15 protein-coding genes and 1 tRNA gene are annotated in these 13,830 nt (G+C 71.4%); 1 reads left to right on the plus strand and 15 read right to left on the minus strand.

What is annotated here, in order from left to right; translation table 11 throughout:
• Window positions 1-37: 37 nt before the first annotated feature.
• A complete protein-coding gene (locus tag AC07A4_RS03895) occupies window positions 38-541 on the minus strand; it encodes a GNAT family N-acetyltransferase (protein ID WP_478592441.1) in 504 nt (167 codons plus the stop codon).
• 351 nt (window positions 542-892) lie between these two features.
• Window positions 893-974, minus strand: a tRNA-Tyr gene (locus AC07A4_RS03900).
• A 197-nt stretch (window positions 975-1,171) separates the two neighbouring features.
• Between AC07A4_RS03900 and AC07A4_RS03905 the strand changes: the two genes are divergently transcribed.
• On the plus strand, window positions 1,172-1,660 hold the full coding sequence (locus AC07A4_RS03905; RefSeq protein WP_478592443.1) for a YajQ family cyclic di-GMP-binding protein: 489 nt from the start codon (window positions 1,172-1,174) through the stop codon (window positions 1,658-1,660).
• Between the two features lie 121 nt (window positions 1,661-1,781).
• On the opposite strand, the gene AC07A4_RS03910 is transcribed toward AC07A4_RS03905, so the two are convergent.
• From AC07A4_RS03910 to AC07A4_RS03970, 13 genes are all read right to left on the minus strand, one after another.
• The gene (locus tag AC07A4_RS03910) at window positions 1,782-2,048 is read right to left on the minus strand and encodes a GlsB/YeaQ/YmgE family stress response membrane protein (protein WP_478592445.1); all 267 of its coding nucleotides are present in this window, start codon (window positions 2,046-2,048) and stop codon (window positions 1,782-1,784) included.
• A 139-nt stretch (window positions 2,049-2,187) separates the two neighbouring features.
• A complete protein-coding gene (locus AC07A4_RS03915; RefSeq protein ID WP_478592448.1) occupies window positions 2,188-2,616 on the minus strand; it encodes a YccF domain-containing protein in 429 nt (142 codons plus the stop codon).
• Window positions 2,613-3,476, minus strand: coding sequence for a zinc metalloprotease HtpX (gene htpX / locus AC07A4_RS03920; RefSeq protein ID WP_478592451.1), 864 nt, complete (start codon window positions 3,474-3,476; stop codon window positions 2,613-2,615). Before htpX ends, AC07A4_RS03915 begins: the two co-directional genes overlap by 4 nt.
• Window positions 3,477-3,637: 161 nt before the next feature.
• Window positions 3,638-5,182 (minus strand): NADH-quinone oxidoreductase subunit N, encoded by a 1,545-nt coding sequence (locus AC07A4_RS03925; RefSeq protein WP_478592453.1) that lies wholly within the window; start codon window positions 5,180-5,182, stop codon window positions 3,638-3,640.
• Window positions 5,179-6,756, minus strand: coding sequence for an NADH-quinone oxidoreductase subunit M (locus AC07A4_RS03930; protein WP_478592456.1), 1,578 nt, complete (start codon window positions 6,754-6,756; stop codon window positions 5,179-5,181). The genes AC07A4_RS03925 and AC07A4_RS03930 overlap by 4 nt, the downstream gene beginning before the upstream one ends.
• A gap of 6 nt (window positions 6,757-6,762) precedes the next feature.
• Window positions 6,763-8,757, minus strand: coding sequence for an NADH-quinone oxidoreductase subunit 5 family protein (locus AC07A4_RS03935; RefSeq protein WP_478592458.1), 1,995 nt, complete (start codon window positions 8,755-8,757; stop codon window positions 6,763-6,765).
• Window positions 8,754-9,191, minus strand: a complete 438-nt coding sequence (gene nuoK, locus AC07A4_RS03940) for an NADH-quinone oxidoreductase subunit NuoK (protein WP_478592461.1) — start codon at window positions 9,189-9,191, stop codon at window positions 8,754-8,756. Before nuoK ends, AC07A4_RS03935 begins: the two co-directional genes overlap by 4 nt.
• Window positions 9,191-9,847 (minus strand): NADH-quinone oxidoreductase subunit J family protein, encoded by a 657-nt coding sequence (locus AC07A4_RS03945; RefSeq protein ID WP_478592464.1) that lies wholly within the window; start codon window positions 9,845-9,847, stop codon window positions 9,191-9,193. The genes nuoK and AC07A4_RS03945 overlap by 1 nt, the downstream gene beginning before the upstream one ends.
• Window positions 9,844-10,440, minus strand: a complete 597-nt coding sequence (locus AC07A4_RS03950; protein WP_478592467.1) for a NuoI/complex I 23 kDa subunit family protein — start codon at window positions 10,438-10,440, stop codon at window positions 9,844-9,846. Before AC07A4_RS03950 ends, AC07A4_RS03945 begins: the two co-directional genes overlap by 4 nt.
• A complete protein-coding gene (locus AC07A4_RS03955; protein WP_478592470.1) occupies window positions 10,440-11,408 on the minus strand; it encodes a complex I subunit 1/NuoH family protein in 969 nt (322 codons plus the stop codon). The genes AC07A4_RS03950 and AC07A4_RS03955 overlap by 1 nt, the downstream gene beginning before the upstream one ends.
• Window positions 11,405-12,538, minus strand: coding sequence for an NADH-quinone oxidoreductase subunit C (locus AC07A4_RS03960; protein WP_478592474.1), 1,134 nt, complete (start codon window positions 12,536-12,538; stop codon window positions 11,405-11,407). The genes AC07A4_RS03955 and AC07A4_RS03960 overlap by 4 nt, the downstream gene beginning before the upstream one ends.
• Window positions 12,535-13,269 (minus strand): NADH-quinone oxidoreductase subunit B, encoded by a 735-nt coding sequence (locus AC07A4_RS03965; protein ID WP_478592477.1) that lies wholly within the window; start codon window positions 13,267-13,269, stop codon window positions 12,535-12,537. Before AC07A4_RS03965 ends, AC07A4_RS03960 begins: the two co-directional genes overlap by 4 nt.
• A complete protein-coding gene (locus AC07A4_RS03970) occupies window positions 13,260-13,652 on the minus strand; it encodes an NADH-quinone oxidoreductase subunit A (protein WP_478592480.1) in 393 nt (130 codons plus the stop codon). Before AC07A4_RS03970 ends, AC07A4_RS03965 begins: the two co-directional genes overlap by 10 nt.
• Window positions 13,653-13,830 lie beyond the last annotated feature (178 nt).

The following is a 13,830-nucleotide window of genomic DNA, read 5'->3' on the forward strand; positions in this document are numbered from 1 at the left end:
ACGGCCTCAGCCTGCTTCAGGGGCAGCTGACGCGACCTCACTCGCCCGGCAGCGCCCGCACGACGAGCCGTTCGCCGTCCGCCGGGAGGATCGCCACCCGCCCGTCGGGGTCGACCCGCAGCGGAGCGCCCGCCCTCAGCGCCTGGAAGCCCATGCGCTCGTACCACTGGACCAGTGCCGGTTTGTCGCCGTCGACTTGGGCGAACACGATGTCGTACCGGGCGGCGGCGTACTCGTCGGTGAAAGCCCGCACCAGCGCGGCGCCGATGCCGTCCCCCTTGCGTTCCGGCATGACGGCCACGGCCTTGAGCTTTCCGACGCGTCGCGCCACCCCGTTCACCACAGGACCCGGAATCCCCGCCTCCCGCATCCGGTGCAGGAGGTCGCCGGGCGGCAGCGCGAGCAGGGCCCCCACCATGTCCGTTCCACCGCTGTCCTCCGCCACCAGGGCGCGCCGCAGGCCGGGGCCCGAGGTCTCGTAGACGCCCGCGTCGATCCGGTCCGCGGCGCAGTCGAGGTCCTCGTAGTCCGTGTCGATCACGGAGAGCAGCTCAAGGACCCGCCGCCCTTCCCCACGCCGCGCCCGCCGAATCCGCACTCCGTCGACAGCGCACGCGTACCCTCCCCCAACCACCACGTCAGCCGTACGTCTCCGCCGCTGTTTGTTGCGCTTGGTCCTCCCCATGGGGGTGGAACGTAGGGCCACCAGGCCCGCGAGGCCATAGCCCGTCACGCCCAAGCTGCGGGCGGTTGTCGCGGGCCAGGCGGCGGCCTCCGGCCATCGTGAGGCAAGTCACCCGTTTTCGATTCTGCCCGAGAGACCGCCCCGGCATACGCGAAGACCCTCCCCGATCCTGCGTGATCGCAAGGTCGGAGAGGGTCTCTCTCAGCGTGGCGGCGCCAGGATTCGAACCTGGGAAGGCTGAGCCGGCAGATTTACAGTCTGCTCCCTTTGGCCGCTCGGGCACACCGCCGGGGTTGCTGCCTCGCTCCGCTCGCGCGGCGCTCTGTGGCAACGACGTAAACGATACCTGATGCCTGGGGGTGGTCCGCCACTCGATTGATCGGCACCTGGCGGGAGGGGCAGTGGCTAGGCTTTGCGGGTGCGGTCGGCGACTGAAGGCCGTGGACCCGCTGAGTACGCAGATACCGATACAAGGAGCCACAGGACATGGCCGACTCCAGTTTCGACATCGTCTCGAAGGTCGAGCGGCAGGAGGTCGACAACGCCCTCAACCAGACGGCCAAGGAGATCTCGCAGCGCTACGACTTCAAGGGCACGAATGCCTCGATCTCGTGGTCCGGCGAGAAGATCCTGATGGAGGCGAACGGCGAGGACCGCGTGAAGGCGATCCTCGACGTGTTCCAGTCCAAGCTGATCAAGCGGGGCATCTCGCTGAAGTCGCTGGACGCGGGCGAGCCGCAGCTGTCCGGCAAGGAGTACAAGATCTTCGCCTCGATCGAGGAGGGCATCTCCCAGGACAACGCCAAGAAGGTGGCGAAGATCATCCGCGACGAGGGCCCGAAGGGCATCAAGGCGCAGGTGCAGGGCGAAGAGCTGCGCGTCAGCTCGAAGAGCCGCGATGACCTGCAGGCCGTGATCGCCCTCCTGAAGGGCAAGGACTTCGACTTCGCGCTGCAGTTCGTGAACTACCGGTAACCCCGGTGACACCGCCGCCGGTGGCGTCAGGCGGTGGTGGTGAGGGACATGAGTGGGCGGGCACCCGGGTCGGGTGCCCGCCCTTTCTGCTGGCTGCAGCTCTGCGGGCTGACGCGTGGCGTCAGCGGCGGGAGTGGCCGAAGAGGATGCGGTAGGCGATCAGGAGGACGAGGGAGCCGCCGATCGCCGCCGCCCAGGTCGCGCCGTCGAAGAAGTGGTCGGCGATGGGGCGGTCCAGGAAGCGCGCGGAGAGCCAGCCGCCCACGAAGGCGCCCGCGATGCCGATCGCCGTCGTGCCGATGAAACCGCCCGGGTCGCGGCCCGGGAGGAGCAGCTTGGCGGTGGCACCGGCGAGGAGGCCCAGAACGATCCAGCTGACGATGCCCATGCGGCGACCTGCCTTTCGTACCTTTTCGTGCGGTGTTGTCCTGAAGGACGTCGCGTGGGCCCTGTGCGGTTCCCGGGTGGGTGCCCGGCGGGGCGCGGTCTCGCGGTCCAGGGCGGGCGCGGCACGGTGGCAGGGGCGGCTACCAGCCTCGGGCGGGCTGGTTCGGGCCCCGGACCGATGCGGCGCCGAACGGCTCGTCCGTGGGGACGATGTCGCGGCCGAGCGGCATCAGTGAGATCGGGATCATCTTGAAGTTGGCGAGGCCTAGGGGGATGCCGATGATCGTGACGCAGAGGAGTACGCCCGTGACGATGTGGCCCAGGGTGAGCCACCAGCCCGCGAGGAGCAGCCAGATCACGTTGCCGATGAGGGACGGCGCGCCCGCGTCCGGGCGTTCCACCGCCTTGCGGCCGAAGGGCCACAGGGCGAAGAGGCCGATTCTGAACGCCGCGAGGCCGAGCGGGATGCCGATGATGGTGACGCACAGGAGCACGCCGGCGAACAGGTAGGCGACGCACATCCACAGGCCGCACAGGACGAGCCAGATGATGTTCAGGACGACTTTCATCGCGGGCTACCTGCCATCTTTTCGAGCCGGGCGATGCGCTCCGCCATCGGCGGGTGGGTGGAGAACATCTTCGACATACCCTGCCCGGGCCGGAAGGGATTCGCGATCATCATGTGGCTCGCCGTTTCCAGCCGGGGCTCGGGAGGGAGCGGCAACTGCTTCGTACCGGCGTCGAGTTTGCGCAGGGCGCTGGCCAGGGCTAGGGGGTCGCCGGTGAGTTGCGCGCCGGAGGCGTCGGCCTCGTACTCCCTGGAGCGGCTGATGGCGAGTTGGATGATGGACGCGGCGAGCGGGCCGAGCAGCATGATCAGGAGCATGCCGAAGATGCCGGGGCCTTCGTTGTCGTTCGAGCGGCCGATCGGAATCAGCCAGGCGAAGTTGACCAGAAACATGATGACGGAGGCGAGCGCTCCGGCGACCGACGAGATCAGGATGTCGCGGTTGTAGACGTGGCTGAGCTCGTGGCCGATGACTCCGCGCAGCTCACGCTGGTCGAGGAGGCGCAGGATGCCCTCGGTGCAGCAGACGGCGGCGTTGCGCGGGTTGCGGCCCGTCGCGAACGCGTTCGGTGCCTCCGTGGGTGAGATGTACAGCCGGGGCATGGGCTGGCGGGCCTGGGTGGAGAGCTCGCGGACCATGCGGTACAGCTCGGGGGCCTCGAACTCGCTCACGGGGCGGGCGCGCATGGCGCGCAGGGCCAGCTTGTCGCTGTTCCAGTACGCGTACGCGTTCGTCCCGATCGCTACGAACAGCGCGATGATCAGGCCCGTACGCCCGAAGAAACTGCCGATGACGAGGATGAGTGCCGACAGTCCCCCGAGGAGCACGGCGGTTTTCAGCCCGTTGGTTCGGCGGTGCACGGTACGCCCTCCTGGTGGTGCGCGGGGGAACCCTCTGTTTGCTGGTGCTTCCACTGTTCAGTGGACCCTCCCTTACTGGTCAACGCCAGGCGGGAGGAGCTAGTTCCCTTGTGCGCGCCGGAGCCGCTGTGGGCCGCCCGGGTGACGCGATCGTGACGTGGTCAGAACAGGCCGGACTCCGTGAACCGGAGGACGAGCTGGGGCGCTCCGGAGAGGGCGACGCCGAGGACCGCCGTGACGGCGATGGCGGCGGTGAGGGGGGCGGGGACGTGGCGCCGCTCGGGCTCGCCCTCGGGGGCGCGGAACAACAGGGCGGTCCACTGGAGGTAGTAGTACAGGGCGACGACCACGTTGACCGCCATGACGACGGCCAGCCAGCCCAGGCCCGCGTCGACGGCCGCCGAGAAGACGGTGACCTTGGCGAAGAGGCCGATGATGCCGGGCGGCAGGCCCGCGAGGCAGAGCAGGAAGAACGCCAGCGTCAGCGCCGACAGGGGGCTCCGCGCGTACAGGCCGCGGTAGTCGCTGACGCGGTTGAGCGCCGTCGCGCGCCCCACCAGCGCGGCCACGGCGAACGCCCCGAGGTTCACGGCCGCGTACATCAGGGCGTACGCCACCGTGGAGCCGACGGCCTTCTCGGCCTCGGCGGGACCGTCGGCGTACCCGGCCGCGGCGATCGGCACCAGGAGGTAGCCCGCCTGCCCGACCGAGGACCAGGCGAGCAGCCGTACCGCGCTGTACGCGCGCGTGGGCAGCTGGCGCAGGGCGGCGACGTTGCCCGCCGTCATGGTGAGCGCGGCCAGGACGGCGAGGGCCGGGCCCCAGACGTCGTCGTACTCCTGGAAGGCGACGACCAGAACCAGGATGAGGCCGGTGAAGCCGACGGCCTTGCCGACCACTGACAAGTAGGCGGCGACGGGCAAGGGCGCCCCTACGTAGGTGTCGGGTACCCAGAAGTGGAAGGGGACGGCCGCGACCTTGAAGGCGAAGCCCACGAGGGTGAGGACGACGCCGGTCTGCGCGAGGGTGCGCAGGTCGCCGTCGACCTCGGCGAGCTTCACGCCGATCTCGGTGAGGTGCAGGGTGCCGGTCGCGGCGTAGACGAAGCTGACGCCCAGGAGGGTGACGGCGGTCGCGGTGACCGAGGAGAGGAAGAACTTCAGGGCGCCTTCGGAGGAGCGCTTGTCGCCGCGCTTGAGGCCCACCAGGGCGAAGGCGGGCAGCGAGGCCACTTCCAGGGCGACGACGAGCGTGGCGAGGTCGCGCGACGCGGGCAGCAGGGCGGCGCCCGCCGCCGAGGACAGCAGCAGGAACCAGAACTCCCCTTCGGGGATCTCCTTGCCCGCGGCCCGCGCGTCCTTCAGGGTGCTCAGCGAGAGCAGCGCCGTCAGGAGGGCGCCGCCGAGGACTAGCAGCTGGATGACGAGGGTGAACTCGTCGGCGGTGTAGCTGCACAGCGTGTCACCGCGGCCGACGACGCAGAACGTGGAGCGTTCGTCGTCCAGGATCGGCAGCAAGGAGAGGGCCGCCGCGGCCAGGCCCGCCACGGAGATCCAGCCGAGCAGCGCCTTGTGACGCGCGTCCACGAAGAGGTCGGTCACGAGCACGGCGAGGCCGACGACGGCCGCGATGGTGGGCGGCGCGATCGCGAGCCAGTCGACGGACTGGACGAGGCTGGCCGCGCTCTCGGTGGTGGCCACGGTCACGACTTTCCTCCCGCGAGGAGCTGCTGCACGGCCGGGTCGGTGAGGCCGAGGAGGGCCGCGGGCCAGAGTCCGGCGAGGACGGTGAGGGCGACGAGCGGGGTCCAGGCGGCGAACTCGTAGCCGTGGACGTCGGCGAGGCGGGGCGCGCCCGGTTCGGCGGCCGGGCCCATGCAGACGCGGCGGACGACGATGAGCATGTACGCGGCCGTGAGCAGGGTGCCGAAGGCGGCGATCGCCATGAACGTGAGGAACGCGGGGCGGCTGAGCTCGTCCGCGGGGTCGAACGCGCCGAACAGCGCGAGCATCTCGCCCCAGAACCCGGCGAGTCCGGGCAGGCCGAGCGAGGCGACGGCGGCGAAGGCGAGCAGGCCGCCGAGGCGCGGTGCCTTGCCGTAGAGGGCGGCGCCGGACTCCTGCGCGAGGGCGTCGAGGTCGGTGCTGCCCGTGCGGTCCTTGAGCGCGCCGACGAGGAAGAACAGCAGGCCGGTGATGAGGCCGTGGGCGATGTTCGCGAAGAGCGCGCCGTTCACGCCGGTCGGGGTCATCGTGGCGATACCGAGCAGGACGAAGCCCATGTGGCCGACGGACGAGTACGCGATGAGGCGCTTGAGGTCGCCCTTCGCGCCGGTCCTGGCGAGGGCGAGGCAGGCGAGGGATCCGTAGATGATCCCGACGACGGCGAACGCGGCGAGGTAGGGCGCGAAGGTCTCCATGCCGTCGGGCGCGATCGGCAGCAGGATCCGGACGAACCCGTACGTACCCATCTTCAGCAGGACACCCGCGAGGAGCACCGAGCCGACGGTCGGCGCGGCGGTGTGGGCGTCCGGCAGCCAGCTGTGCAGCGGCCACATCGGCGTCTTCACCGCGAGCCCGATCCCGATCGCCAGAACGGCCATGACCTGCACGGACGTGGTGAGTTCGGAGCCGTTGTCAGTGGCGAGTGCCACCATGTCGAAAGTGCCGGACTTGAGCCCGATCAGCAGGAGGCCGAGCAGCATCACGACGGAGCCGAGCAGCGTGTAGAGGATGAACTTCCAGGCGGCCTGAGTGCGTTGGGCTCCGCCCCAGCGCGCGATGAGGAAGTACATCGGGATGAGGACCATCTCGAACGCGAGGAAGAACAGCAGCAGGTCGAGGACGGCGAAGGTGGCGAGGGTGCCGGACTCGAGCACGAGGATCAGAGCGACGAACGCCTTGGGTGACGGGCCCTCAGGCATCTTGAAGTACGAGTACAGCGCGCAGAGGAAGGTCAGCAGCGCGGTCAGGACGAGGAGGGGGAGGGAAATGCCGTCGACGCCGAGGTGGATGCGCACGTCGAGCGCGGGGATCCAGCTGATGTCGGTCGTGGCCTGCATCTTCGACGGGTGGTCGTGGTCGAAGCCGAGCGCGAGGACGATCGCGGCGATGAGGATCGCGCCGGTCACGGTCACGCCGTGGCGCAGCACGGCCTGGTCCGGGGACTTCCCCTTCAGCCCGGGCGGCGCCGGCAGGAGAGCGGCCACGGCGCCGACGAGCGGGCCGACGACGATCAACGCGAGAAGGAACTGCATCACTGACTCACTGATACCGATCACGGCTGCTCACGCTCCGGCGGTGGCGACGAGGACGGCGGCGACCGCCAGGACGACGGTGCCCGCGAGCAGCGCGCTCAGATAGGTCTGCACGTTGCCCGTCTGCGCGCGCCGGACGGCCGCGCCGAGCAGGCGGGGTGCGGTGCCCGCGCCGCGCACGTACGTGTCGACGACCTCGCGGTCGAGGAAGCGGACGAGGCGGGCGGCGGCCTGGACGGGGCGGACGAACAGGGCCGCGTAGACGGCGTCGAGGTGAAAGCCGACGGCGGCGTGGCGGTGCAGCGGGCCGAGCAGGAGGCGGCCAGGGTCCGCCGGGTCGGGGGCGCTCGCGACGTTCCCGTACGCCGGGGCGTGGGTGGCGATGGCTTCCGCCTCGACCCGGCCCGCGTCGGCGTCGCGGTGCGCGGCGACCGCCCCGGTCGGAACGCGGGCGGCGAGCGCGGTGGTGTGCCGCCACGCGCCGTACGTGACCAGGGCGCCGACGAGGGCGACGCCCGTGCCGAGGACGGAGGTGGTGAGCGTCGGGGCGAGCTTGTGGCCGTCGAACCAGTCCGGGAGGACGCCGACGGTCACGCCGAAAGCGAGCGAAGGGACGGCGAGGACCCACAGGACGGCGGTCATGGCGACCGGCTGCCTGCCATGGTCGGGGGCCTCGGCTCCCCGGCCGTGGAAGGCGAGCAGCCACAGGCGGGTCGCGTACGCGGCGGTGAGGAGGGCCGCGGCCAGGCCCGCGACGAGGACGATCCAGCCCGCCGCCGCGGGGGCGGACGCGGCGTGGCCGGTGGCCGCGTGCTCGGCGGCGCCGAGGACGGCCTCCTTGGAGAAGAAGCCGGCGAACGGCGGGACCGCGGCGAGCGCGAGGAGCGCCACGGTCATCGTCCAGTAGGCGTCCGGGACGCGGTCGCGCAGGTTCCCCATGCGGGACATCGCGGCCAGCGAGTTGGTGCCCGCGGCGTGGATGATCACGCCTGCGGCGAGGAACAGGAGCGCCTTGAAGGCACCGTGGGACAGGAGGTGGAAGACGGCGGCACCGCGGTCGCCGACGGCGAGCGCGCCGGTCATGTAGCCGAGCTGGCCGATCGTCGAGTACGCGAGGACGCGCTTGATGTCGTCCTGGGCGAGCGCGGCGAGCGCCGAACCGGCCATCGTGACGGCGGCCATGACGGCGAGGACGACCAGCGCGGCCTGGGAGGCGGCGAAGACCGGGAGGAGCCGGGCGACGAAGTAGACACCGGCGGCGACCATCGTCGCGGCGTGGATCAGCGCGGAGACGGGCGTCGGGCCCGCCATCGCGTCGGGCAGCCAGGTGTGCAGCGGGAACTGCGCGGACTTGCCCGCCACGCCCGCGAGGAGCAGGAGGGCGATGAGGGTGGGGTGGTCCAGGCCGCCCCGCGCGACGGTGGCCAGGATCTCCGTGATCCGGAACGAGTCCGCGTCCACGGCGAGGGCGAACAGGCCGATGAGGAAGGGGACGTCGCCGAGCTTGGTGACCAGGAAGGCCTTCAGCGAGGCGGCGCGGGCCTCGGGGGTCTCCCAGTAGTGGCCGACGAGGAAGTACGAGCAGATGCCCATGATCTCCCAGCCGACCAGGAGCACCATCAGGTCGCCGGAGTAGACGACGAGCAGCATCGCGGAGGTGAAGAGGGAGACGAGGGCGGCGTAGGAGGGGTAGCGGCGGTCGTCCCGCAGATAGCCCGTCGAGTAGATCTGCACGCAGGACGCGACGACGCCGACGAGGACGGCCACCAGCGCGGCGAAGCCGTCGATGTGCAGGGCGAGGTCGATGGGCACCGAGCCGGTGGGCGTGAGCTGGGTCGCCGCGTCGACGGCGGAGTCACCGCCCTGGCGGGCCGCGACGACGGCGGCGAGGGCGAGCGACGTCAGCGTGGGAAGGACCGCGAGGGGCCGCACAAGGCCGGGGACGGTGCGGCCGAGGAGCAGGCCCGCGACGGCGCCGAGGAACGGCAGGAGGGGGACGAGAACAGCGAGGGTGGTCGTGGTCACGCGGTGGCCTCAGCCTTCTGCGACGCCCCGGGGGCGGGCTCGTCGGGGTCCTCGGCGGCGGCGCCCGCCGGGTGGTCGCCGCCGTCACCGTCGTCGCCGTCGTCGCCGTCGTCGCCGTCGTCGCCGGGAAGTTCGGCGGTGTCGCGGAGGTCGTCGACGGCGGACGTGCCGCGGTTGCGGTAGACGGCCAGGACGATCGCGAGGCCGATGCCGATCTCGGCGGCGGCGATGGCGATGGTGAACAGGGTCAGGGCCTGGCCGGAGTGCAGCCGGTCGCGCAGCCAGACGTCGAAGGCGACGAGGTTGAGGTTGACGGCGTTGAGCATGAGCTCGACGGACATCAGGACGAGGATCGCGTTGCGGCGGGCGAGGACGCCGTAGAGGCCGACGCAGAAGAGGAGGACGGCGAGGACGGCGGGATAGGCGAGGTGCATCAGCGGGTCCCCTCCTTCTGGTCCTTCTGGTCCTTCTGGTCCTTCTGGCCCGGGCGGCCGTTCCGGTCCCGGTGGCCGTTCCGGTCCGGGCGGGCGGCCGCGCCGGGGTCGTCCTTGGACTTGCGGGAGAGCACGATCGCGCCGACCAGCGCGGCGAGCAGCAGGACGGACAGGGCCTCGAAGGGCAGGACCCAGTGCCGGAAGAGGAAGGAGCCGGTGACGTCGGTGGAGCCCTGGGCGGCGCCGTCCAGGTCGATCCACTGGGTGCGGAACGCGTCCACGACGACCCACACCAGCGCGGCCGCGGCGACGAGTGCCACGCCGAGCGCGACCGGCCGGTTGCCCGAGTCGGCGTCCGGAGAGCGGCCGATGGGCGCCCGCGTGAGCATCAGGCCGAAGAGGAGGAGGACGACGACGGAGCCGACGTAGATCAGGACCTGCACCCAGGCGATGAACTCGGCGGTCAGGAGCAGGTACTCGACGGCGAGGCCGCCGAGCGCGACGACGAGCCAGAGCGCGGCGTGCACGAGCTGGCGCGTGGTGACGGTGATGACCGCGGCGCCCAGGGTCACGAGACCGACGAGCACGAAGGCGATCTCGACACCGGTCGGGGAGAGGAAGCCCTGGGGGGCCGCGGCGGCGACGGGGAAGTTCACGCGTCCCCCTCGGCGGCGGCCGCCTGCCCGGGCTGCCCAGCCTGCTCGGCCTGCTCGGCCTGCTCGGCCTGCTCGGCGGCGAGCTTGTCGGCGGTCTTGCGGGCGGCGGCGAGTTCCTTGGGCTCCTCGGCGGCGGGGTCGAGGGCGGGCGGCGCCGGGACGGTCCACATCCACTCGCGGAGCTTGTCGCGCTCGTGGGTGAGTTCGTGGATGTCGGTCTCGGCGTACTCGAACTCCGGGGACCAGAACAACGCGTCGAAGGGGCAGACCTCGATGCAGATGCCGCAGTACATGCAGAGGGAGAAGTCGATGGCGAAGCGGTCGAGGACGTTGCGGCTGCGCTCACGGCCGCCGGGGGCGGCGGCGGGGACCGTCTCCTTGTGGGAGTCGATGTAGATGCACCAGTCCGGGCACTCGCGGGCGCACAGCATGCAGACCGTGCAGTTCTCCTCGAACAGGCCGATGACACCGCGGGTGCGGGGCGGCAGTTCGGGCTGGACGTCGGGGTACTGCTCGGTGACGGACTTCCGCGTCATCGTGCGGAGGGTGACGGCGAGGCCCTTGGCGAGGCCTGAACCAGGGACCGGGGGCATCAGTTGATCGCCACCTTCACGATTCCGGTGAGCGCGATCTGCGCGAGGGCGAGCGGGACGAGGAGGGTCCAGGCGAGCTTCTGGAGCTGGTCCTCGCGGAGGCGGGGGTAGCTGACGCGCAGCCAGATGACGACGAAGGCGAGGACGGCGGTCTTCAGGAGGGTCCACACCCAGCCGAGGCCGTCGGCGCCCCAGGGGCCGTGCCAGCCGCCGAGGAAGAGGACGGTGGTCAGGCCGCAGAGGACGACGATGCCCGCGTACTCGGCGAGCAGGAAGAGCGCGAAGCGCAGGCCCGTGTACTCGGTGTACGCGCCGAAGATAATTTCGGAGTCGGCGACCGGCATGTCGAAGGGCGGGCGCTGGAGCTCGGCGAGCCCGGCGACGAAGAAGACGAGCGCCCCGACGATCTGCCAGGGCAGCCACCACCACTCGAAGGCGTCGACGATGCCGGGCAGCGAGACCGTGCCCGCCGCCATCGCCACGGAGGCGGCGGCGAGCAGCATCGGGAGCTCGTACGCGAGGAGCTGCGCGGCGGTGCGCAGGCCGCCGAGGAGGGAGAACTTGTTGGCCGACGCCCAGCCCGCCATCAGGGAGCCGAGGACGCCGATGCCCATCACGGCGAGCGCGAAGAAGACGCCCGCGTCGACGACCTGGCCGACGGCGCCCTCGCCGGGGCCGATGGGGATGGCGATGAGGACCAGGAGGTAGGGCAGCAGGGCGACGGCCGGGGCGAGCTGGAAGACGCGGCGGTCCGCGGCGGTGGGGACCACGTCCTCCTTCTGCGCGAACTTCACGCCGTCGGCGACGAGCTGGGCCCAGCCGTGGAAGCCGCCCGCGTACATCGGGCCGAGGCGGCCCTGCATGTGGGCCATCACCTTGTGCTCGGTCTGGCCGATGACCAGGGGCAGGGTGAGGAACACGACGAAGACGACGAGGAGTCGCAGGGCGACGTCGAGGGCGTCGTTCACTGCGTGCCTCCTGGGGTTTCGGTGTCCTGGGTGTCCTGGGTGTCCTGGCTGGCCTCCGGGGCCTGTTCGTTGGCCGCTGGTTCAGCCGCTGCCGGTTCCGTCGCTTCCGGTTGTGGCGCCTCCGGTTCAGCGGTCGGCTCCGACCCCTGCGCGTCGAACGCCGGGCGGGCGTGGTGCCAAGGGGCGTCGGAACTGCGCGGGGCGGGCCGGGACTTCTCCGGCACCGGCGCGCCAGCGGCCGGAGCCTCCGGAGCCGCAGCCCCCGCAGCCTTCTCAGTCGAACCCGAAGCCTCCGGAGCCGCGGCCGTCGGAGGCTGCGCCTCCGTACGCTGGGACGCCGACCCCTGGCTGACGCTGCGCGTCCGGCGCGGTGCCGGGGCCGCCGACTCCGCCGACGCCTCAGCGGGCGCCTGGCTGGTGGCCTGGCTCGCCGACCCCTCGCTCGCCGTGCGCGTACGCCGCGCGGGCCGCTCCCCCGCGCCCGCGGCACGCCCGGCGGCGCCCGCGGCGCCCGCCGCGCGCCCCGCGCCCCGCGCGGGTCGTGCCGGTGCGGCCGGGAGCTGGCCCTTCAGCGGGCCCCACTCGTTCGGGTCCGGTACGCCGGGCGGCAGCATCTGGCGGCGCTTGGGGCCGCCGTGGGCGCCCGCCGCGGACTCCCCCGGCTCCTTGGCGCCGGGCCAGGCCTTGGCGACCCGGGCGGCCAGGACGAAGTCCTTGCGTAGAGGGTGGCCCTCAAAGCCGTCCGGCAGGAGCAGCGGCGTGAGCCCCGGATGTCCCTCGAAGCGCACGCCGAACATTTCGTGGGTCTCGCGCTCGTGCCAGGCCGCGCCCGCGAAGACGTCGACGGCGGACGGCAGGGCGGGGGCCTCGTGCGGGACGGTCGTGCGGACGAGCAGGCGCCGCACCGGCGCGAGCGCCACCACGTGGGCGTTCACGCGAAAGCCGGTGCCGGGCTCGTCGACGGCGCTGAGCCAGTCGAAGTAGGTGCAGCCGAGGCGGTCGCGGGCGGTGAGCAGGGCCGGGATCCAGGAGGCGGCGGGGACGTCGACGGTGAGGACCTCGTACGCCTCCTCGGCCGTCGCCTCCGCGCCGAAGAGTTCCTCGACGGGAGCGGGCAGCCAGCCGGTCATCTCGCACCCTCCGCGGAACCGGAACCGGAACCGGAGGCAGAACCGGAAGCAGAACCGGAGCCAGAACCGGAATCGGAGCCGGACGTGGGCGCGGACACCGACGCTGACGTGGACACCGACGCCGACGCGGACGCCGGCTCCGGCGGTGCCACCAACCCGCTGCGCAGCGCCGCCGTCGACGGCCCCGCGCCATTGGCCCCGTACCGCTCGCCGAGCGACTCGCGTGCGATCTTCTCCTGGAGTTTGAGGATGCCCTGGAGGAGCGCCTCGGGCCGCGGCGGGCAGCCGGGGACGTAGACGTCGACGGGGATGATCTGGTCGACGCCCTTGGTGACGGAGTACGAGTCCCAGTACGGGCCGCCGCAGTTGGAGCAGGCGCCGAAGGAGATGACGTACTTCGGCTCGGGCATCTGCTCGTACAGGCGCTTCACGGCGGGCGCCATCTTGTCGGTGACCGTGCCGGAGACGACCATCAGGTCGGCCTGGCGCGGGCCCGGTGCGAACGGGATCACGCCGAGGCGGATGAAGTCGTGCCGGGCCATGGAGGCCGCGATGAACTCGATGGCGCAGCAGGCGAGCCCGAAGTTGAAGACCCACAGGCTGTAGCGGCGGCCCCAGTTGAGGACCACCTTCATCGGCTCGGGGGCGAGCCGGGACAGGACGCCCAGCTTCTTCGGCTCCGGGAGGAGCACGGGCTCGGTGGGCCGTGCCCGCTCCTGGTTCACGTCCATGTGAGGACGCCCTTCTTGTAGGCGTACAGCAGTCCCACGGCGAGGAAGCCGAGGAAGATGAACATCTCGACCAGGGTCGTGGCGCCGTACCCGGCCTCGGCGAAGACCGTCGCCCACGGGAAGAGGAAGATGGAGTCGACGGCGAAGATGACGTAGAGGAACGCGTACACGTAGTAGCGGACCTGGGTGTGGGCCCAGCCCTCGCCGACCGGATCGACGCCGCACTCGTACGTCAGGAGTTTCTCCGGTGTCGGCACGACGGGCCGGAGCAGGCGCCCGGCTCCGAAGGCCACGGCGACGAACAGCACGCCGACCACGGCGAGCAGTCCGACGACCGAGTACGACTCGTAGTAACTCGCCGCGACGTACGTCGTCCCTGGCACGTCAGCCCCTCGCTCCCTGCACTCCTGGCTCGCCTCGTTCGACGATCTGTACGCACGGGAGTCTAGGGCCTGCTAAAGGCGAGGTAAGCAGACCGTCAGGGACCGGTTCGGCGCGGGCGAGTCATCGACCGGATCCGTTCCGTGGGGCAGGTGGGGTTACAGGTGGGGTTATCCCCCG

This window comes from Streptomyces sp. NPDC043996 (assembly GCF_056435225.1).

Coding starts and splice junctions, on each gene's coding strand:
- AC07A4_RS03915 (WP_478592448.1), bottom strand. CDS start 2,616: ATGAAAGTCGTCCTGAACATCATCTGGCTCGTCCTGTGCGGCCTGTGG.
- AC07A4_RS03960 (WP_478592474.1), bottom strand. CDS start 12,538: ATGACCGGCTGGCTGCCCGCTCCCGTCGAGGAACTCTTCGGCGCGGAG.
- AC07A4_RS03910 (WP_478592445.1), bottom strand. CDS start 2,048: ATGGGCATCGTCAGCTGGATCGTTCTGGGCCTCCTCGCCGGTGCCACC.
- AC07A4_RS03965 (WP_478592477.1), bottom strand. CDS start 13,269: ATGGACGTGAACCAGGAGCGGGCACGGCCCACCGAGCCCGTGCTCCTC.
- nuoK (WP_478592461.1), bottom strand. CDS start 9,191: ATGCACCTCGCCTATCCCGCCGTCCTCGCCGTCCTCCTCTTCTGCGTC.
- AC07A4_RS03905 (WP_478592443.1), top strand. CDS start 1,172: ATGGCCGACTCCAGTTTCGACATCGTCTCGAAGGTCGAGCGGCAGGAG.
- AC07A4_RS03950 (WP_478592467.1), bottom strand. CDS start 10,440: ATGCCCCCGGTCCCTGGTTCAGGCCTCGCCAAGGGCCTCGCCGTCACC.